A 19735-nucleotide genomic window follows, 5' to 3' on the forward strand; every position below is an offset into this window, starting at 1 on the left:
TCCATGTCAGATGAAGACCAGTTGAAGGCGCTGCGCAAGCGTATCGATACCATCGACGAGAAGATTCTCGGCCTGATCAGCGAACGTGCCGCCTGTGCGCAGACGGTGGCGCAGGTAAAGCAGAAGTCGTTGCCGGCTGACGCCAAGCCGGTTTTTTACCGCCCTGAGCGTGAGGCCTGGGTGCTCAAGCACATCATGGAGCTGAATCAGGGGCCGCTCGACAACGAAGAAGTGGCACGTCTGTTCCGCGAGATCATGTCGGCTTGTTTGGCCCTGGAGGAGCCGCTGCGCGTGGCTTATCTGGGGCCGGAAGGCACCTTCACCCAGGCCGCCGCGCTCAAGCACTTCGGTCACTCGGTAATCAGCGTACCGATGGCGGCGATTGACGAGATCTTCCGTGAAGTGGCAGCGGGCGCTGTGCAATTTGGCGTGGTGCCGGTGGAGAACTCCACCGAAGGTGCCATCAACCATACGCTGGACAGCTTCCTCGAGCATGACATGGTGATCTGCGGCGAGGTCGAGCTGCGCATCCATCACCACCTGCTGGTCGGCGAAAACACCCGTGCGGACAAGATTTCTCGCGTTTACTCGCACTCCCAGTCATTGGCCCAGTGCCGCAAATGGCTCGACGCGCACTATCCCAATGTTGAGCGGGTTGCGGTGGCCAGTAACGCTGAGGCAGCCAAGCGCGTCAAGGGCGAGTGGAACTCCGCGGCGATTGCAGGGGATATGGCCGCTGAACTGTACGGCCTGACCAAGCTGGCGGAGAAGATCGAGGATCGTCCCGACAACTCCACGCGTTTTCTGATCATCGGCAACCAGGCGGTACCGCCCACCGGCGACGACAAGACCTCGGTCATCGTTTCCATGCGCAACAAACCGGGGGCATTGCATCAGCTGCTGCAACCGTTCCACTCCAATGGTATCGACCTGAGCCGCATTGAAACGCGCCCATCGCGCAGCGGTAAATGGACCTACGTGTTCTTCATCGACTTCTTCGGCCACCAGCACGATCCGCTGATTCGCGATGTGCTGGAGAAGATCAACGATGAGTCGGTTGCACTGAAGGTGTTGGGGTCCTACCCGAAAGCGGTACTTTGAATCGTCAGCGACAAGCTGCAAGCCGCACGCTGCAAGCAACTGCGGCCTGGTGTGACTTGAAGCTTGCTGCTTGTAGCTTGAGGCTTGTGTTATGAGTTGTGATTTCCTCTCCCTGGCGCGGCCAGGAGTGCAAAAGCTGTCACCTTATGTCCCCGGCAAGCCGGTAGAAGAGCTTGCTCGCGAGTTTGGCTTGCAGGCGCAGGATATCGTCAAGCTGGCCAGTAATGAGAACCCCATGGGGCCAAGTCCGGCGGTCAAGGCGGCTATCGCTGCGGCGCTGCCGGAGCTGACACGCTACCCGGACGGCAACGGCTTTGCCCTTAAACAGGCGCTCGCAGAGCGCCTGGGTGTTGCGACCGACAGCATTACCCTGGGCAATGGTTCAAACGACATTCTGGAGCTGGTTACCCGCGCCTTTGTCGGGCCCGAGCACGAGGTGATTTTCAGTGACCACGCGTTTGCGGTCTATCCGATCGTTACCCAGGCGGTCGGCGCCAAAGCGGTGTCTGTGCCGGCAAAGAACTGGGGGCACGATCTGGTCGCGATGGCGGCAGCCATTACCGAGTCGACTCGGCTGATCTTCATTGCTAACCCCAACAACCCAACCGGTACCTGGATTGAGCGGGCTGAGCTGGAGGTGTTTCTGGCGAAGGTGCCGGAGCGGGTGATTGTGGTGCTGGATGAGGCCTACACCGAATACGTTGAAACCGATGACGTACCCAACGGCATGGATTATCTGGCCCAGTACCCGAACCTGCTGGTCTCGCGCACCTTCTCCAAGGCCTACGGTCTGGCGGCGATAAGGGTAGGTTACGGGGTGTCGTGTGCAGCCATCGCCGATGCGTTGAATCGCGTACGTCAGCCATTCAACGTAAACGCATTGGCGCTGGCAGCAGCGCTGGCGGCTCTGCAGGATGAGGCCTACCTGATTGAAAGTCGGCGCCTTAACCGAGCTGGTATGCAGCAGCTGGAAGACGGCTGCGCCGCGCAGGGGCTGAGCTGGATACCGTCGCGCGGCAACTTTCTGGCGATTGATCTGGGGCGTGAGGCAGCGCCGATATTCCAGGCCTTGCTGCGCGAGGGTGTGATTGTGCGCCCGGTAGCCAATTATGGCATGCCCAACCATTTGCGCGTCACCGTTGGCCTGCCGGCAGAGAATCAACGCTTTCTGGATGCATTGAAGCGGGTAATGCTTCGTGGTTGATGTAACAGGGGTGTCATCGACAGCTCCCACAATCGGGCGCCTGACGGTCGTTGGTCTCGGCCTGATCGGCGGCTCCTTCGCCAAGGGCATGCGGCAGAGTGGCCTGTGTGGTGAAGTGGTCGGTTGTGATCTGGATCCGATGTCGCGGCGCCAGGCAGTGCCTTTGGGCGTGGTCGATCGAGTGGTAGCCGATCTGGCCGAAGCAGTGAAAGGCGCCGATGTGATCATGCTCGCAGTCCCGGTCCTCGGCATGCGCGCGGTGCTGGAGCAACTGGCCGGCTTGCCGCAGCAGAATGCAGTGATTACCGATGTCGGCAGTACCAAGGGCGCTGTGGTCAAGGCAGTAGCAGAGGTTTTTGGCGAGGTGCCGAGCCGGTTCGTGCCCGGTCACCCGATTGCCGGCTCGGAAAAAAGCGGCGTTGAGGCGGCGCGGGCTGATCTGTTCAAGCACCATAAGGTCATTCTGACGCCGCTCGACAACACCTGCGAACAGGCGCTGACGCTGGTACAGCAGTGCTGGCAAGCGCTGCAGGCTGATGTCGAGCAGATGAGTGTAGCCGACCACGACGAAGTGCTGGCAGCCACCAGTCACTTGCCGCACCTGCTGGCATTCTCCCTGGTCGATACCCTGGCCGGGCGCAACGAAAATCTGGAAATCTTCCGTTACGCCGCCGGTGGCTTTCGGGATTTTACTCGCATTGCTGCGAGCGACCCGGTGATGTGGCGCGACGTATTTCTCGCCAACCGGGACGCGGTATTGCGCAGCCTGGACGCCTTTACCCAGGATTTGAGCCGCTTGCGTGATGCGGTCGAAAGCCGGGATGCCAACACGCTCTTGGGCGTGTTTACCCGAGCCAAGTCGGCGCGCGAGCATTTCAGTACTATTTTGGCCCGTCGGGCTTACTTGGAACCTATGCAGACTAAATCGATCAATTTCGTCGCCAGCCCTGGCGGCAAGGTGCAGGGCAAGATTCGCGTGCCCGGCGACAAGTCCATCTCTCACCGCTCGATCATGCTGGGTTCGCTGGCCGAAGGCGTGACCGAGGTTGAAGGGTTTCTGGAGGGCGAGGACAGCCTGGCGACGCTGCAGGCATTTCGCGACATGGGCGTGGTGATCGAAGGCCCCCATCACGGTCGCGTTACCATCAATGGGGTCGGCTTGCACGGCTTGCAGGCACCTCCTGGCTCGCTCTACCTGGGTAACTCGGGCACATCCATGCGCCTGCTCTCAGGGCTGCTGGCCGGACAGGAGTTCGATACCGTGCTCACCGGCGATGCCTCCTTGTCCAAACGCCCCATGGGTCGTGTAGCCAAGCCACTGCGAGAAATGGGTGCGCAGATTGAAACCGGCGATGAAGGCCGGCCGCCGCTGCGTATTGGCGGCGCCGGGCGCCTGATGGGGATGGATTACACCATGCCGATGGCCAGTGCGCAGGTTAAATCCTGCGTGCTGCTGGCAGGGCTATATGCCTCTGGCAGTACCTCGGTGACCGAGCCGGCGCCTACCCGGGACCACACCGAGCGCATGCTCAAGGGTTTCGGTTATCCGGTCAAGGTCGATGGCGCAACCGTAACCATCGAGTCCGGCCATACGCTGAAGGCCTGCAAGATCGACGTGCCGGCGGATATTTCCTCTGCTGCCTTCTTCATGGTCGCAGCCAGCATCTGTGAAGGTGCTGACCTGCTGCTGGAGCATGTGGGCATCAACCCTACGCGTATCGGCGTTATCAACATCCTGCGTGAAATGGGCGGCAACATCGAGTTGACCAATGAGCGGGAAGTGGGTGGTGAGCCGGTCGCTGATATTCGCGTGCGCTATGCGCCGCTCAAAGGTATCGATATCCCGGTCGATCAGGTGCCGCTGGCGATTGACGAATTCCCGGTACTCTTTGTGGCAGCGGCTTGCGCCGAAGGCCGCACTGTACTGCGCGGCGCTGAAGAGCTGCGAGTCAAGGAGTCTGATCGTATTCAAGTAATGGCCGACGGGCTGATCGCCCTAGGGGTCGCGGCCGAGCCTACGCCGGACGGCATTGTGATCAACGGCAGCAGTATCGGTGGTGGTAGCGTGGAAAGCCACGGTGATCACCGCATCGCCATGTCCTTTGCAGTAGCGGCGCTGCGCGCCGAGGGCACCATTCAAATCAATGACTGTGCCAACGTGGCCACATCATTCCCGGACTTTGTCGGTTTGGCGCAGAGCGTCGGCATGCAGGTTCGTCTGGAGGAGAACGCGTGACTGAACAAGCTATCCCGGTGATCACCATCGACGGCCCTGGCGGGTCCGGAAAGGGCACCATCGCCGGTTTGCTGGCCAGTCGGTTGGGCTGGAATCTGCTGGATTCCGGGGCCTTGTATCGGCTGCTGGCGTTCGCGGCGCAGAACCATGGTGTGTCGCTCACCAATGAAGAAGCGCTGGAGGCGCTGGCCGCGCATCTGGACGTGCAATTCGTCGCCGGCGATGACGCGCGCGAACAGCACATCATTCTCGAAGGTGAGGAAGTGACCCGTGCCATTCGCACTGAAGCCGCGGGTGCTGGCGCTTCCCAGGTTGCTGCCCTGCCGGCCGTTCGCGCGGCGCTGTTGCAGCGCCAGCGGGCTTTTCGCGAGGCGCCGGGCCTGGTTGCCGATGGTCGCGACATGGGTACGGTGGTGTTTGCCGACGCCCAATTGAAGGTTTATCTGACGGCCAGTGCTGAAGAGCGGGCCGGCAGGCGTCATAGGCAGTTGCTCGAAAAGGGTGAAGCTGCTAATCTGGCGAGTCTTCTCGATGAGATCGTTGCGCGTGACGATCGGGATATGAATCGCAGCGTTGCGCCTCTACGGCCGGCTGAAGATGCAATCCTGATTGACTCCACGCAAATGGACATCGAAGAGGTACTTGAAATGGTTCATAAGGAAGCGCAAAAGCGCGACCTGCTGAACTGATCAGGCTGCTCTATCCGGGCAACCAGCCAAACCGGAAAGAGCATTGATACCATCAACCCACGCAAGCTGGTGGCGTGGCGGGTAAGTGGCTGCACGGCGCGCTCTTGAGCGGCTGAGCGGTAGCTGCCTTTATACTTAATTTACAGGATTCCAAATGAGCGAAAGCTTTGCCGAACTTTTTGAAGAAAGCCTAAAAACCCTTGATATGGAGCCAGGCTCCATCATCACCGGTATCGTTGTGGACATCGACTCCGACTGGGTCACCGTTCACGCCGGTTTGAAATCAGAGGGTGTTATCCCACGCGAGCAGTTCCTGAACGATCAGGGCGAGCTGACTATCGAAGTGGGTGATGAGGTTCACGTTGCACTGGACGCCGTTGAAGACGGTTTCGGTGAAACCAAGCTGTCCCGCGAGAAGGCCAAGCGCGCCGAGTCGTGGAAAGTCCTCGAAGCTGCTTTCGCTGCAGAAGAAATCGTCAAGGGTGTTATCAACGGCAAGGTCAAAGGTGGCTTTACCGTCGACGTCAACACCATTCGCGCGTTCCTGCCAGGCTCTCTGGTTGATGTGCGTCCGGTTCGTGATACCACGCACCTGGAAAACAAAGAGCTGGAATTCAAGGTCATCAAGCTGGACCAGAAGCGCAACAACGTTGTCGTTTCCCGTCGCGCTGTCCTCGAAGCCGAAAACTCCGCCGAGCGCGAAGCTCTGCTGGAAACCCTGCAGGAAGGCCAGGTGGTCAAGGGTATCGTCAAGAACCTCACCGACTACGGCGCGTTCGTCGATCTGGGTGGCGTCGATGGCCTGCTGCACATCACCGACATGGCGTGGAAGCGTATCAAGCATCCGTCTGAAATCGTCAATGTTGGCGACGAGATCGATGTCAAGGTGCTGAAGTTTGACCGTGAGCGCAACCGCGTTTCTCTGGGTCTGAAGCAACTGGGCGAAGATCCATGGGTTGCTATCACCGGTCGTTACCCAGAAGGCACTCGCGTTACTGCCAAGGTCACCAACCTGACCGATTACGGCTGCTTCGCAGAGCTGGAAGAAGGCGTAGAAGGCCTGGTTCACGTATCCGAAATGGATTGGACCAACAAGAACATCCATCCTTCCAAAGTTGTCAATGTTGGCGACGAAGTAGAAGTTATGGTTCTGGACATCGACGAAGATCGTCGTCGTATCTCCCTGGGCATCAAGCAGTGCAAGATGAACCCATGGGAAGAGTTCTCCAGCAAGTTCAACAAGGGCGACAAGATCTCCGGCTCCATCAAGTCGATCACCGATTTCGGTATCTTCATTGGTCTGGACGGCGGCATCGATGGCCTGGTTCACCTGTCCGACATCTCCTGGAACGAAGCCGGCGAAGAGGCAGTACGCCGCTTCAAGAAAGGCGACGAGATCGAGACTGTTATCCTGTCTGTTGACCCAGAGCGCGAGCGCATCTCCCTGGGCGTCAAGCAGCTGGAAGACGATCCGTTCTCCAACTTCGTTTCCCTGAACGAGAAAGGCACCATCATCACCGGTACCGTCAAGGAAGTTGATGCCAAGGGTGCAGTAATTACCTTGGCCGACGACATCGAAGGCACTCTGAAAGCCTCCGAAATCAGCCGTGACCGTGTTGAAGATGCTCGTAACGTTCTGAACGAAGGCGACAGCGTCGAAGCCAAGATCATCAGCATCGACCGCAAGAGCCGCGTCATCAGCCTGTCTATCAAGGCGAAAGACGTAGAAGACGAGAAAGAAGCCATCCAGGACCTGCGCAAGCAGGAAATGCTGGCAGCTGGTCCGACCACCATCGGTGATCTGATCAAGCAGCAGATGGAAGGCAAAGGCAACTAAGCCTTTCCAGCTGTAGAAAAAGGGCGACTTCGGTCGCCCTTTTTTGTGCGCGCTTTTTGCGCGCAAGCCGCAAGCAGCAAGCTTTACGCTTAAAGCGAACCCCTAAACGCCAACCTGCTTGAGTCTGGTTTTTGCTTCAAGCTTGAAGCTAGCTCCGACCGTATAGTCCTTCCCGCCGCACGAGACGTGGTGCGCTTGTCTCCTGGCTCGCGCCAGTTTTGCTAGTAGCTTGAAGCTTAAGGCTTGCAGCGTGCGAGCAAGCTCGCGCTTATCAGGCTGTTCAAAGCTAGTCAAGCATGGTAAAACCGTGTAAAACGAAGCTACTCGCTTGATAAAAAAGGGAAAACCATGACCAAGTCGGAGTTGATCGAGCGCATTGTCGAGCAACAGGGGCAGTTGTCGGCGAAGGATGTTGAGCTTGCGATCAAGACTATGTTGGAGCATATGTCTCAAGCGCTTTCTACTGGGGAACGGATAGAAATTCGGGGGTTTGGCAGTTTTTCGCTGCACTACCGCGCACCGCGGGTAGGGCGTAATCCGAAGACCGGTGACGCAGTCGAGCTTGAGGGCAAGTTCGTGCCGCATTTCAAGCCAGGCAAGGAGTTGCGTGACCGGGTTAACGAGTCGCTGGAAAACAGCTGATCCGGTGTATCACTGACAGTGCCCTGCGTTATACTTCGCCTACACAAATGGATGCGGAGTAGTGTGGCATGCTATGGCTAAAGCGCGCGTTGCTGATCGTTGTATTGCTGCTGGTGGCATTGGCAACAATGGACTTCATGCTGGAAAACCAGCAATCCACGACGCTGCAATTTCTTGAAGTTCAGTCTCCTGAATTACCCCTGTCCATCTATATCGTTTTTTCCTTCATTCTCGGCAGTATTCTCGGTGTCTTCATTGGCTGGCTGATCACCACCCGCCTGCGCCTGAAGTTGATGGTGCAGAGCAATGAGCTGAACCGTTACCGCAAGGAAGTCGACAAGCTGCGCACCCAAGCTGTCAAAGGTTGATCCCATGCAGGAACTGCTGTTCCTCGGCCTGTTCGTTGTGGCATTGGCGATTGGCTGGTTTCTCGGTCGTCGGGAGGCGATCAAGGTCGGTTTCATGCTGCAGCCGCACGGGAGTGCGATTGATCGCCAGTATTTCATCGGCCTGAACTACCTGCTGAATGAGCAGCCGGATGAGGCGATTGAAACCTTTATTCGCGCCCTCGAAGTAAATCCGGAAACCGTTGAAACTCACATCGCTATCGGCAAGCTGTTCTGCCAGCGTGGCGATGTCGAGCGTGCCATCAAGGTTCACCAGAACCTGCTCGCCCGCCCCAGTTTGAGCGCGCAGCAGGCTGATCGTGTGCAGCTTGAGCTGGCCCGTGATTATCTCGCAGTGGGTATGCATAACCGCGCGGAGCGTCTGCTGGAGGAATTGGGCGGCTCTTCTTCCAGTTTGCGTGGCGAGGCGCTGGGTGATCTGGTCACGGTCTACGAGCAGCAGCGTGACTGGGCGCAGGCATCGCAGATCGGTTCGCGTTTGCTGCGAGAGCGGCCGGGGTTTGCCGTCACCCAGGCACACTATTGTTGCGAGTTGGCCGACGAGGCGCTGCGCAATCATGACAGCAATCTTGCGCTTGGGCATCTGCACGCGGCGCTCAAGGTCGACCCTGGTAGCACCAGAGCGATGTTGATGCTGGCTGATCTGGAAGAGCGGCAGGGGCATACCTGGGCTGTGCTCAAGCTGCTGCAGCGAATTGCCGATGAATCTCCCGACTTTGTCCCGCAGATATTGCCGCTGGCACGACGCTGCGCGGATAATGGCGACCTGGACCTGTCCGCGTACCTTGACCGGGTGCTGGAGCGCCCAGAGCCACCCATGTTGCAAACCGTGCTGGCCCGTAGCGGGCAGTTGGAGAAGCAAGAAGGGGGGGCTAGTGCGCAGCGCTTTTTACTCGGTTGGGTGCAGCGTCAGCCGTCTATTGGCGGCACGCTTGGTCTGGTCAACTTGCAGTTGCGTAGTGCCGCCGAGGCAGAGCAGGGCGGTATGCAGGTGCTCCGGCAGATGCTGGAGTCCCTGCAGCAACAAAGGCCACAGTACCGCTGTGAGTCCTGTGGTTTCGCCGGGCAGAAGCTGTACTGGCAGTGCCCCACCTGCCACGGCTGGTCAACTATCAGGCCTCTCAAGGGATATGAGGTGGTCTGAGTTTTAACTCTTGAATGTTCAAAACAGGATGCAAAGTATGTCGAGCACTAGCCCAATCATTGTCGCGCTGGACTTTCCGGATGCGCCATCGGCGATGAATATGGCCGAGCAGCTGGATCCGGCGCGTTGCCGCGTCAAGGTCGGCAAGGAATTGTTTACCAGCAGCGGCCCTGCAGTTGTCGAAGCGCTGCAGCACAAGGGCTTTGAAGTGTTCCTTGATCTCAAGTTTCACGATATTCCCAACACCACCGCGAGTGCGGTTCAGGCCGCCGCTGAGCTGGGCGTCTGGATGGTCAATGTGCATGCCGCCGGTGGCCGCCGCATGATGGAGGCGTGCCGCGATATCCTCGAGCGCCGCAGCACGCGACCGCTGCTGACGGCGGTGACCATCCTGACCAGTCTGGAGCAGGAAGACCTGCAGGAAGTAGGGGTGGATATTGAACCCATGGTGCAGGTGCAGCGCTTGGCTCGACTGACCCAGGACTGCGGGCTGGATGGTGTAGTGTGTTCGGCCCGTGAAGCCAAAGCGCTGCGGCATGCCCTGGGGGATGAGTTTTTGCTGGTAACGCCGGGGATTCGTCCTGCTGAAAGCAGCGCAGATGATCAGAAGCGGATCGTGACGCCCGCACAAGCGCTTGAGAACGGCAGTAGCTATCTGGTGGTTGGTCGGCCGATTACCAAGGCCGAAGAGCCTGGGCAGGCACTCGAGGCGATTCTGGCCAGTCTGTAGGTGGCCTTTGCCACCGCCCAATAAAAAACGCCGCATGATGCGGCGTTTTTTATTCTTGCTTTAGCGGCGAGCTGACTAAAGCTTACTCACTGATTTGTGACTGCTGATAGTTCTCAAGACCCACTTTGTCGATCAGGCTCAGCTGGGTTTCCAGCCAGTCCACATGTTCTTCTTCAGACTCGAGAATATCTTCCAGCAGTTCGCGGCTGCCGTAGTCGCCAGCTTCTTCACAATAAGCGATGGCGGATTTCAGGTCGGGTATGCCCTTCATTTCCAGCTTCAGATCGCACTCGAGAATTTCACGAGTGTTCTCGCCAATCATCAAGCGGCCAAGGTCCTGCAGGTTGGGCAGGCCTTCGAGAAACAGGATGCGCTTGATCAGCACATCGGCATGCTTCATCTCGTCGATGGATTCTTCGTATTCGTGTTTGCCCAGCTTGTCCAGACCCCAGTCCTGCAGCATGCGGGCATGCAGAAAATACTGGTTGATGGCGACCAGTTCATTGCCAAGAATGGTGTTCAGGTGCTGGATGACTTTTTTGTCGCCTTTCATGGTGCAGACCCTCGTAAACATGTACGTGCCAATAACCAAGTTTGATCTGGGCAGGGCCGTCTGTCAAATATAAGTATTTGAAAAGAAAGGAGTTAAAAATGATTATCAGTTGGTATCTGCAGCGCTTTCTTAGGCCGCTACGTACTGCACTGTAGCCATTGCGGCCGCCTGGCTGCTGGTCATGTTTTCCAGCAGGATGGATTTGCAGTCACGAGCGCATTTGCCGCATTGGGTTGCTACGTCCAGCTCTGCTCGCAGATCACGCATGGAGCAGGCGCCCTGATTGATGGCGTCCTTGATCTGATTGTCGGTAATACCCTTGCAGAGACAAACGTACATGCAGGCTCTCCGGTAGCGGATCTGGCGGCTGATGCATGCATGCTAATGTTAATGAGAATGATTGTCAAAGTTTATGATGGTCTTTTTACTCTGTACTGCACTCAAGCGCCTGAAGGTCTTTGGTCAGGTCTTCCAGGCGGTCAGTCAGGTGGTCTCGCTGCTTGACGGTAGCGCTCTGCATGACCTGCACCAGGAGAGCCATGAAGGCTTGTCTGGAGAGCGGTTCCTGTTGGGCGTAGCGCGGCGTTTGCAGTTCACGGTAATCGACAATCAAATGGTGTATGCGCTGGCTGAAGTCGCTGTGGTGGCGAGTGGGTAGTTCGTCGAATAGCAGCTGATGCCAATGCGCGCGGTTATCCAGCCAGATTTCGGTGTTGCCATCACGCGTGCTCGCCCAGTGTACGACCAGCGTCTGCTGATCGGGCTGCAGGCGCCCTAACCAGTATTTCAGCATTTTCTCCACGCGCTCAGCGCTGTGCTCACGCTGCTCGTCCAGTGGCGGGTCCAGCAACTCTTCGCGCTGCTCTGCAAGCTGTTCGGCCAGGTTGGCCTGCAGCTCCTCTACTTGTTCATCATTGAGGCGCTGCAACAGGCCGCTGCTGAGCGGTGCACTGCGCGCCAGCAGCGCGTCAGCCAAGGCCTCAGCGCGCTGAGCGTCGGCTTCTAGCGTTGCCGTTTGCAGATCCTGGCTGAGCAGATGCTGACCGATTTCTGTGAGGATGGCACGATAACGAGGTAGCTCCTCGGCGCAGTGCCAGCGGAGTGTGTTTTGCAGTTGATTGTCGAACCAGGCCTGTTGATCACCGTTCAGGTCGACTAGCTGATTAACCTTGCGGCTGATCAGCCAGTCCAGGTTGCGATAGGTCAGTTGTGTTGCACTGCACGCGCTGATAAGCAAAGCCAGCAGGGCGACAGTGAACTGCCGGACGGTTCGCCGGCTGGGGTACGACTGATTAAGCCTACGGCGGATCAAGGCGCTACTCGTCAATCAAATGCGTCGTTGATAATGGCCTCGATAATGCCGGTAGTGACGCTGACCAGAATCGCGTCTTCACCGGCCTGGCGCCAGTCGTAACCGTCGTAATGGGGCAACTGACGGCTGAGGCGAGGGTCGATCTGCTTGGCGATGCCGGGTGGTAACGGCTTGCCCCGCGCCAGATTCTTGCGAATGCCCGGTGGCAGGCTGTCGCGGCTGTCTACGTACTGATGGTTGTCACGGAAGATGCTGCGCACCAGTTGATCATTGATATCGATGCGCGCGTCTCGCTCGCGTTGTTCGTGGCGCTCTTCCTGGTGGTGACCGCCGCCTTTATTGTTTCCCTGGCCAGGGTGGTTGTCGGGCTTGGCCTGCAAGGGTGTCGCCAAGGCGATTGCAATCACACTGGCCGTCAGTAAGTAGGGTAGGCGCTTGTTCATGGTAGTTACTCCCTGTGCTGCAGGTTACCTGCGTTTATAGCGCATTGGAGTCGCGCGGGTGCGTGAGGTTCAACTTGTATGCTTGGGCACTGGGTTGACCTTGAACATCCACACCAGGCTCCAGACTAACGCGGCAGCGCCAAGCCAGAGCGTGTCAGCTAGCTGGCCGCCGTGATCCAGCCATAGCCGGGCAAGCCAGGGCGCAATAAGCTGAGTAAAACCATACAGGGCGATGAGCGCGGCGGAGAGCCGTGGGCCTTGATTGGGCTGCAAGGCGCGCCCCAGGCGCTGAGTCAACAGCACTGCGCCAAGGAAGCTGCTCCCCATCAGCAGCGCACACAGCGGCATGCCGAGCGGCGCTGACAACAGCAGGGCCGCCAACACGCTGGCAGTCTGCATGGCGTAATTGAGGATCAACGCGTTACGGTCACCCAGGCGCAGCCCCAGCCGGTTCCATACCCAGGCAGAGGGCAGGGTGGCACAGGCAAGGATCAGCCAGCTTTGGCTGACCATCGGGTGCTGCTCGCCCAGCTGCAGGCTGGCGATCATTGGCAGAAAGGTCATGGGCAGGATGTAGCCCAGCCCGGCACCGGCATAGGCGAGAAACAGCGGATTGCTGTGGCGATCAAATAGTGGGCGTTTGGCCGCTGTACCAGGCTGCTGGTGGTGCGCCAGCGCCATGTTGGCCATAACCAGAGCGCCCCAGACTGCCAGCGGGATGCTCAGCAGCGCCGCGGGCCACCAGCGCTGCGCGCCATGCAGGTCCAGCAGGGGAGGATTGGCGAGCAACCCCGAGATCACCAGTCCGCCACCGACACCTAGGTAGGCCAGGCCGCTCAGCGCTATGCGCTGCCGCGTGGCCAGCCACTCCATTAGCAGTGCCGGCACCATGACAAAGATCATGCCGTTGCTGATGCCATTGGCCAGGCGCAGGCCGAGCAAGCTGCTGAAGTGGGTACTCTGCGTCAGTGCCAGTAGCGTGATGCAGTGCAAGATCAGGGCGGCGGGTATGGCAATGCGCAGTTGGCCGGCGGTATGCCAGCGTATGGCGGCCAGGGCGCCCAATAGGTATCCCACGTAGTTCCAGCTGGCCAGGTCAGCCGCCTGTGTCACGCTGAGCTGACCGTCGGCCACCAGGAGCGGAAGCAATGGGGTGTAAATGAAGCGGCCAAGGCCGTGCACCACCAGCAGCAGGCAAGCCGTAGCGGCGACGGCGGTTTGCGGCGTTGGTTGGGCTTGGGGCATCGGCGGGCTCTCATTTCACGAAGGCGGGAAGGGGCTAACGGCGCTACGCGGCGGCCTTGCCGCCGGCTTCAATTTGCTGGCCGGAGCTGACAGTACACCGCCGCACTCGCCTGGGCCAATAATGTATATGAATGTTGCAAATCCTTCCTGCTGATTGTGGGTTAAAAGACGTGATTGTGCGGCTTTCGTGTAGGTAATATCGCTCAAATAGAACGGTTTCTGGAACGGTGTCGTCGCCTTGACCAATTTTTGGTCGGGAGCGAGCAGCTGCTCTAGCGCGCGACCTTCATATAGAGTAGACAGGCGTACACAGCGCAGGGCTCTGATGCTCCTGCCTGCCCTGAGACGACAAATACAATAAAGCGGCCGACCGGCTCGCAAGGTTCTCACCAGGAGAAAAGCATGGCCGACACCGGCATATTGAAGCGCTCCACAATTCTTATTCACGGCTCCATCGGTATGCCGCTGGCGATCATCGGTTACCCGCTGGTGGTGTATTTGCCGCCGTTCTATGCACAGGAAGTGGGTCTGAACATGGCGCTGATGGCGCTTGTTCTGGTGTTTGCGCGGATCACCGATGTGATTACCGACCCGCTGATCGGCACCCTGAGTGATCGCTGGCAAACCCGCTTTGGCCGTCGCAAGCCCTGGTTGGTGATGGGGGTGCCGCTGATGCTGATGGGCACCATCATGATATTCATGCCACCGGAGGGTGTGGGTATTGGCCACCTGCTGTTCTGGACCGTGTTGATGTACCTCGGCTGGACCATGGTGACGCTGCCGTATGGCGCCTGGGGCGCAGAGCTCTCCAACCTGTATCACCAGCGTAGCCGGGTAGTGGCCTCGCGTGAGGGCTACGTACTGATCGGGCTGTTCCTTGCGGCCCTGGCACCGGCCATAGTGCAGGCGTTGGGCGCGCGTTATCAGGCCGGGCAGACCGAAGGCTTTTTGATGGAGTCGGCCGTCTGGCTATTCGGCAAGGACGGTGAGCTGGGCATTGGCTACGGACCCATTCTGGCGGTGATGGCTTGGTTGATGATCATTCTCTTGCCGCTGACAGTCCTGCTGGTGGTCACCCGCGTCAAGGAAGCGCCGTCGCAATCGGTACAACGTACCGAGTGGAAGCAGGGGCTGCGAGTACTGAAGAACAACGGTCCGTTCAAGCGCATGATTTTGATGCTGCTGGTGGTGGTAACGGGCGAATCGTTCCGCAACGCGCTCTCGGTATTTTTCATGCAGCACGTGATCCAGATTCAGGCGCAGATCGGTCTTATGTACCTGCTGTATTTTGGCGTTGGCATTCTGGGTATTCCCTTCTGGCTGCTGGTGGGCAAGCGCATTGGCAAGCACAAGGCGTTTTGCATGGCGTTGGGGATTTCCAGTGCCAGCATCCTGTGCATGTTCTTCCTCGGGGCCGGGCAACTACTGCCCTTTGCAGTGTTGTTCTGCGTCAAGGGCTTCTGTTTTGCCGCGTTCCAGTTTCTGCCGCTGTCGATGCTGGCGGATATCGTTGATCTGGATACCGCGCGCAGCAAGGAGCACCGTACTGGGTTGTTTTTTGCCATCGCTGGCATGGCGCAGAAGATGGCCATGGCGTTGGGCCTTGGGCTCTCGCTTGGGTTACTGGCGCTGGTCGGGTTTGACGCCAAAGCGGTTGAGCACAGCGCCAACCAGCTGCTGTCGTTGCGCGTGCTTTATATTCTGGGGCCTGTGCTGTTGTATATGACGGCCTTTGCTATCGCCTGGAAGTACCCGTTGACCGCTGCGCGCCAGGAGCGCATCAATCAGTGGGTCGTTCGCCGCAACACACGACTGGGCCGCACGGCCGGCTAGTAAGGTCCGGTTGCTGACGGTCAGCATGTGCTGCCCGTCAGCCGACTCTGTGTCGGGCGTTTTTCCTTTGCGCTTTGCTGCCGGCTTCCGCCGGTATGTATTACTTGGGTATGCTGGCGTACTTCAATGATTGAACGCCATGGCACAAGGAACTTCAGGCCCATGTCTGAGCACTCGCAATTTCGTTTGCTGCGTAGCAAGCGCTTCTTACCCTTCTTTCTCAGCCAGCTGCTGGGCGCTTTCAACGACAACCTGTTCAAGCAGGCATTGATTCTGGCGATTCTGTTCAAGCTCAGTTTTTCGGCCGACAGTGACTTGTTGATCAACCTCAGTGCCATGCTGTTTGTACTGCCGTTCTTCCTGTTCTCCGCACTGGGTGGGCAGTTTGGCGAAAAGTACCGCAAGGATGCACTCATCCGTCGTATCAAACTGGGTGAGGTGGTGATCATGCTGGTGGGCGCATTCAGCCTGTGGCAGGGCAGCCTGCCGCTCATGCTGGTGGTGCTGTTTGCCATGGGTACCCAGTCGGCGCTGTTTGGTCCGGTCAAATATTCGATACTCCCGCAGCACCTGCAAGAAGACGAGCTGATTGGCGGCAATGCGCTGGTCGAGATGGGCACCTTTCTGGCGATTCTCGGCGGCACGCTCTATGCGGGACTGTTGATGTCGGGTACGACTTGGGCGCACTGGGTCGGCGGCTCTGTGGTGGCGCTGGCGGTGCTGGGTTATCTGGCCAGTCGGCGCATTCCCGCCGCGCCGGCGGCATTGCCCGAGCTGGCACTGGACTGGAACATCTTTCGCCAGTCCTGGTCAATTTTGCGCCTCGGTCTGGCAAAGCAGGTGCCCTCCGTGTCGCGGTCGATTCTGGGCAACTCCTGGTTCTGGTTTCTGGGCGCAACCTACCTCACGCAGATTCCGGCTTACGCCAAGGAATACCTGTTTGGCGACGAGAGCGTGGTCACGCTGATTCTTACCGTGTTTTCGGTCGGTATTGCACTGGGTTCTATGCTCTGCGAGCGGCTCTCCGGGCATAAGGTTGAAATCGGTCTGGTACCCTTTGGTTCAATGGGGCTGACAGTGTTTGGCTTATTGCTGTGGTGGGTCTCGGGCGCCGTAACGCCGGGCAATATTGCCTACACCTGGACCGCCTTGTTGGTTCAGCCAGCAGCCTGGATGGCGATGGGCAGTATTCTGGGGCTGGGTATTTTTGGCGGCTTTTACATAGTGCCGCTGTACGCGTTGATTCAATCGCGTACCCATGAGGACGAACGCGCGCGGGTAATTGCTGCCAACAATATTCTCAATGCGCTATTGATGGTCTGCTCGGCGATTCTATCCATTGTGCTACTCGGCGTTGCCGGCTTCAGTATCCCGCAGGTGTTTCTCACTATCTCGCTGCTGAACATACTGGTGAACCTGTACATCTTCAGCGTGGTGCCGGAATTTACCATGCGCTTTCTGGTCTGGCTGCTGGGCCATTCGATGTACCGCGTGGAGCATCAGAACCTTGCGGCCATCCCGGACGAAGGGCCTTGTGTGCTGGTGTGCAATCACGTCTCTTTTGTCGATGCGCTGCTGATTGGTGGTGCCGTGCGGCGGCCGGTGCGCTTTGTCATGTACTACAAGATCTACCGCCTGCCGGTGCTCAACTTCATCTTCCGCACCGCCGGCACCGTGCCCATTGCCGGTCGACAGGAGGATGAGGCCATCTATGAGGCGGCGTTCAAGCGCATTGATGCGTACCTGCAGGCGGGTGAGGTGGTGTGTATATTTCCGGAAGGCAAGCTGAGCGCCGATGGCGAGATGAGCGAATTCCGCAGTGGTATCAGCCGCATACTGGAGAGCAATCCGGTACCGGTAATTCCGATGGCGTTGCAGGGTTTGTGGGGTAGTTTTTTCAGTCGCGACCCGAACAAGGGCTTTTTTCGGCGCTTCTGGTCAAGGGTAGGCTTGGTAGCGGGGGAGGCCTTGCAGCCAGAGCAGGCTGAGCCGGCGGTATTGCAAAGCCAGGTGCAGACTCTACGCGGTGATCGGCGTTAGAGTCTGTGCACGTGGGGCTGGGTTACTCTGCGGTTTTGGCCGCTACCGCGGGCTTGGCGGCTGGCTTGCCGGCGCGGGGTGAGCTGTAGGTCTGACCGCTTTTGCCGTTGGGGATCTGCTGGATTTCGCCACCCGACGACAGAAAGGCTTCGATCTGGTTGTCGATGGACTGGCTGGTGGCAACAGCCGCATCGGCTTTGCGCTTACTGGTGGTGGTTTTCGGTGCAGTGGTTTTTGCTGCCGCGGGTGCTTTTGACTCGGTTGTTTTGGCGGTCATGTGGGGCCTGTGTGGTTAGCGGGTAGTCAGCCAGCTTACAGGTTTTTGCACTTTTTTGCTGAACTTTCTCTTGACCTCAGGTCGAGCAGGTATTAGTGGTTTGGCTTTAGCGCGGCTGTTGGCTGTGTGCTGGGCAGGTTAGCGATCTGCGCAGAGAGAGTGGCGCCGGGCGAGTGGCGCTGGTCGAGACGGAACTCGACCTGCCCAGCATTAACGCCATCCCCTAGGTAAAGGGGTGGTTATTTTCTGGGAGGGCGGGTTCCGGTCCGGCCGAGAGGCAGGAATCAGTGCTGGTGACCGCCCGCACCGTGCGCGTGGCCATGCGCCAGCTCATCTTCGGTCGCTTCACGTACATCCAGAATGTCGATAGTGAAGGTCAGTTCGCGACCGGCCAGCGGATGATTGCCATCCACGACAACCTGCGACAGACCGGGCTTGACGACGGTGACCTGGCGCGGACCCTGTTCGGTCTGCAGCACGGCGATCATGCCGGGCTTCCACTTCTTGGCACCCTGCAGACGTTTGGCCTGAACCTTTTGAATAGCGTTGTCGCGCGGTTGGCCATAGGCTTTTTCCGGCGCGATGGTGACGCTGAAGCTGTCGCCCGCGGTGCGGCCTTCCAATGCCTCGATCAGACCGTCGATCAGACCAGCCTGGCCATGCAGGTAAAGTACCGGCTCGTGTTTACGTGAGCTCTCAATCGGTCCGTTGCTGTCGGACAGGTCGTAGTGAAACTGCACTACGGTTTTATCGGCTATTTGCATAACGTGAATCCATACGGGCTGAATAATGAAAGTGCGCCATTATCCAGCCTCGCTCGGCGGATTACCACGCCTGCGTCAGTTTCCCCACAACTCTTCCAGACGGGCGTCGCGGCCGCAGGTAGTGCGATAGAAGTTGTAACGCAGCGGATTCTTGTTGTGGTAGTCCTGATGGTAATCCTCGGCGGGGTAGAAGGGCTTGAGCGGCAATATCGCAGTGACGATGGGATCGTCAAAACGCCCCGAGTCCTTCAGCTTCTTCAAGGAGGCTTCGAGCACCTGCTTCTGCTGCTCATCGGCGTAATAAACAGCGCTGCGGTATTGGGGGCCGTGATCACAGAACTGAGCGTTGGCGGTCAGCGGATCGATTGTCGGCCAGAATGCCTCGACCAGTTTCGCGTAGCTGGTTTTCTGCGGATCATAAAACACGGCAACCGATTCTATGTGCGCAGTGCGGCCGGAGGAGACCTGCTCATAGTCGGCGGTTTCCGCCGCGCCGCCGGTATAACCTGAAATGGTTTCCAGTACGCCGGGCACCTTGTCAAAGTCCGACTCGGTACACCAGAAGCAACCGCCGGAGAAAACGGCCATTGCGCTGCCCTCAGGGCCTTTGTCGAGTGGCTCAGCTGCCTGTGCCAGGCTGGCACAGAGCAGTAGGGCGCTAGTCAGAAGAAGGTTTTTCATGCATCACCTCGCAGTGCGGGCAGATCTTCGCCCTTGGGAATAAAGCGCAGTGCCACACCGTTATTGCACCAGCGTTCGCCGCGCGGCTCAGGGCCGTCATCAAACACGTGCCCCTGATGACCACCGCAGCGCCCGCAGTGATACTCGGTACGTGGCCAGATCAGCGCGTAGTCGGCGCGGGTCGCCATGTGGCCATCAATCGGCTGGGTAAAACTGGGCCAACCGGTGCCACTGTCGAACTTGGCGCTGGCATTGAACAGCGGCAGGTAGCAGGCGGCACAAACGTAGGTGCCGTCGTCATACAGTTTGTCCAGCGGGCTGCTGCCGGGGCGCTCGGTATCCTCTTCAAACAACACGTCGTACGCCTCTGCCGATACCTTGTCGCGCCAGTAGCTTTCCGGCTGATCCAGCGGCGTGATCTTGAGGGGCCCGGTCTTTTCATCCGCGAGGGCCGGCGCGGTCCGCGCCAACAGCGGAATAGCGGGGGCGGCAAGAAAGCCGCTCAACAGAGTTCTGCGTTTCATTGAAGCACCTTTGTCCGGTTGTGCGATGGCTGATGACTATCTGACGCCGCGCAGCGGCGTTTGTTACAGCGGG

Annotated in this window: 20 protein-coding genes; 11 read left to right on the forward strand and 9 right to left on the reverse strand. The window is 58.6% G+C overall.

The genetic code is table 11. The features are described 5' to 3' along the window. Positions 1 to 3: 3 nt before the first annotated feature. The 9 genes from pheA (at position 4) to pyrF (ending at position 9990) form a co-directional block, all read left to right on the forward strand. Positions 4 to 1101, forward strand: coding sequence for a prephenate dehydratase (gene pheA, locus BLU26_RS00345; protein ID WP_092282975.1), 1098 nt, complete (start codon positions 4 to 6; stop codon positions 1099 to 1101). A 91-nt stretch (positions 1102 to 1192) separates the two neighbouring features. Next, on the forward strand, positions 1193 to 2305 hold the full coding sequence (gene hisC / locus BLU26_RS00350) for a histidinol-phosphate transaminase (RefSeq protein ID WP_092282976.1): 1113 nt from the start codon (positions 1193 to 1195) through the stop codon (positions 2303 to 2305). Further along, a complete protein-coding gene (locus BLU26_RS00355; RefSeq protein ID WP_092282977.1) occupies positions 2298 to 4541 on the forward strand; it encodes a bifunctional prephenate dehydrogenase/3-phosphoshikimate 1-carboxyvinyltransferase in 2244 nt (747 codons plus the stop codon). The genes hisC and BLU26_RS00355 overlap by 8 nt, the downstream gene beginning before the upstream one ends. Further along, positions 4538 to 5230, forward strand: a complete 693-nt coding sequence (gene cmk, locus BLU26_RS00360; protein ID WP_092282978.1) for a (d)CMP kinase — start codon at positions 4538 to 4540, stop codon at positions 5228 to 5230. The genes BLU26_RS00355 and cmk overlap by 4 nt, the downstream gene beginning before the upstream one ends. 154 nt (positions 5231 to 5384) lie before the next feature. Beyond that, the gene (gene rpsA, locus BLU26_RS00365; protein ID WP_092282979.1) at positions 5385 to 7067 is read left to right on the forward strand and encodes a 30S ribosomal protein S1; all 1683 of its coding nucleotides are present in this window, start codon (positions 5385 to 5387) and stop codon (positions 7065 to 7067) included. A 348-nt stretch (positions 7068 to 7415) separates the two neighbouring features. Beyond that, on the forward strand, positions 7416 to 7709 hold the full coding sequence (gene ihfB / locus BLU26_RS00370; RefSeq protein ID WP_092282980.1) for an integration host factor subunit beta: 294 nt from the start codon (positions 7416 to 7418) through the stop codon (positions 7707 to 7709). A gap of 68 nt (positions 7710 to 7777) precedes the next feature. Then, the gene (locus BLU26_RS00375; protein WP_092282981.1) at positions 7778 to 8077 is read left to right on the forward strand and encodes a LapA family protein; all 300 of its coding nucleotides are present in this window, start codon (positions 7778 to 7780) and stop codon (positions 8075 to 8077) included. Between the two features lie 4 nt (positions 8078 to 8081). Beyond that, the gene (lapB, locus tag BLU26_RS00380; RefSeq protein ID WP_092282982.1) at positions 8082 to 9260 is read left to right on the forward strand and encodes a lipopolysaccharide assembly protein LapB; all 1179 of its coding nucleotides are present in this window, start codon (positions 8082 to 8084) and stop codon (positions 9258 to 9260) included. A gap of 37 nt (positions 9261 to 9297) precedes the next feature. Then, positions 9298 to 9990 carry an orotidine-5'-phosphate decarboxylase gene (gene pyrF / locus BLU26_RS00385; RefSeq protein WP_092282983.1) on the forward strand — a complete coding sequence of 231 codons (693 nt, stop codon included), beginning with the start codon at positions 9298 to 9300 and terminating at the stop codon, positions 9988 to 9990. Positions 9991 to 10072: 82 nt separating this feature from the next. Here the strand turns inward: pyrF and bfr are convergent, their stop codons facing one another. The 5 genes from bfr to BLU26_RS00410 form a co-directional block, all read right to left on the reverse strand. Beyond that, the gene (bfr, locus tag BLU26_RS00390) at positions 10073 to 10543 is read right to left on the reverse strand and encodes a bacterioferritin (protein ID WP_092282984.1); all 471 of its coding nucleotides are present in this window, start codon (positions 10541 to 10543) and stop codon (positions 10073 to 10075) included. A 129-nt stretch (positions 10544 to 10672) separates the two neighbouring features. Next, positions 10673 to 10882 carry a bacterioferritin-associated ferredoxin gene (locus BLU26_RS00395; RefSeq protein WP_092282985.1) on the reverse strand — a complete coding sequence of 70 codons (210 nt, stop codon included), beginning with the start codon at positions 10880 to 10882 and terminating at the stop codon, positions 10673 to 10675. A gap of 85 nt (positions 10883 to 10967) precedes the next feature. Then, a complete protein-coding gene (locus tag BLU26_RS00400) occupies positions 10968 to 11855 on the reverse strand; it encodes a DUF6279 family lipoprotein (protein WP_157719255.1) in 888 nt (295 codons plus the stop codon). A gap of 11 nt (positions 11856 to 11866) precedes the next feature. After that, positions 11867 to 12298, reverse strand: coding sequence for an anti-virulence regulator CigR family protein (locus BLU26_RS00405; protein WP_092282987.1), 432 nt, complete (start codon positions 12296 to 12298; stop codon positions 11867 to 11869). Positions 12299 to 12367: 69 nt separating this feature from the next. Beyond that, positions 12368 to 13543 carry a YbfB/YjiJ family MFS transporter gene (locus BLU26_RS00410; RefSeq protein ID WP_092282988.1) on the reverse strand — a complete coding sequence of 392 codons (1176 nt, stop codon included), beginning with the start codon at positions 13541 to 13543 and terminating at the stop codon, positions 12368 to 12370. A 402-nt stretch (positions 13544 to 13945) separates the two neighbouring features. Here BLU26_RS00410 and BLU26_RS00415 point away from each other — a divergent pair, with 402 nt between their 5' ends. Both BLU26_RS00415 and BLU26_RS00420 read left to right on the forward strand, forming a co-directional pair. Then, a complete protein-coding gene (locus BLU26_RS00415) occupies positions 13946 to 15376 on the forward strand; it encodes an MFS transporter (protein ID WP_092282989.1) in 1431 nt (476 codons plus the stop codon). A 162-nt stretch (positions 15377 to 15538) separates the two neighbouring features. After that, a complete protein-coding gene (locus tag BLU26_RS00420; protein ID WP_092282990.1) occupies positions 15539 to 17416 on the forward strand; it encodes an MFS transporter in 1878 nt (625 codons plus the stop codon). 22 nt (positions 17417 to 17438) lie between these two features. Here BLU26_RS00420 and BLU26_RS00425 read toward each other — a convergent pair whose 3' ends face one another. The 4 genes from BLU26_RS00425 to msrB form a co-directional block, all read right to left on the reverse strand. Further along, entirely contained in the window at positions 17439 to 17693 is a 255-nt protein-coding gene (locus BLU26_RS00425; protein WP_092282991.1) for a hypothetical protein, read from the reverse strand. 284 nt (positions 17694 to 17977) lie between these two features. Further along, positions 17978 to 18457, reverse strand: coding sequence for an FKBP-type peptidyl-prolyl cis-trans isomerase (locus BLU26_RS00430; protein WP_092282992.1), 480 nt, complete (start codon positions 18455 to 18457; stop codon positions 17978 to 17980). 75 nt (positions 18458 to 18532) lie between these two features. Continuing rightward, positions 18533 to 19138, reverse strand: a complete 606-nt coding sequence (gene msrA, locus BLU26_RS00435) for a peptide-methionine (S)-S-oxide reductase MsrA (protein ID WP_092282993.1) — start codon at positions 19136 to 19138, stop codon at positions 18533 to 18535. Beyond that, entirely contained in the window at positions 19135 to 19662 is a 528-nt protein-coding gene (gene msrB, locus BLU26_RS00440; protein ID WP_092282994.1) for a peptide-methionine (R)-S-oxide reductase MsrB, read from the reverse strand. The genes msrA and msrB overlap by 4 nt, the downstream gene beginning before the upstream one ends. Positions 19663 to 19735 lie beyond the last annotated feature (73 nt).

It is taken from the genome of Halopseudomonas sabulinigri, assembly GCF_900105255.1.
In the GTDB taxonomy this organism is placed as follows: domain Bacteria; phylum Pseudomonadota; class Gammaproteobacteria; order Pseudomonadales; family Pseudomonadaceae; genus Halopseudomonas; species Halopseudomonas sabulinigri.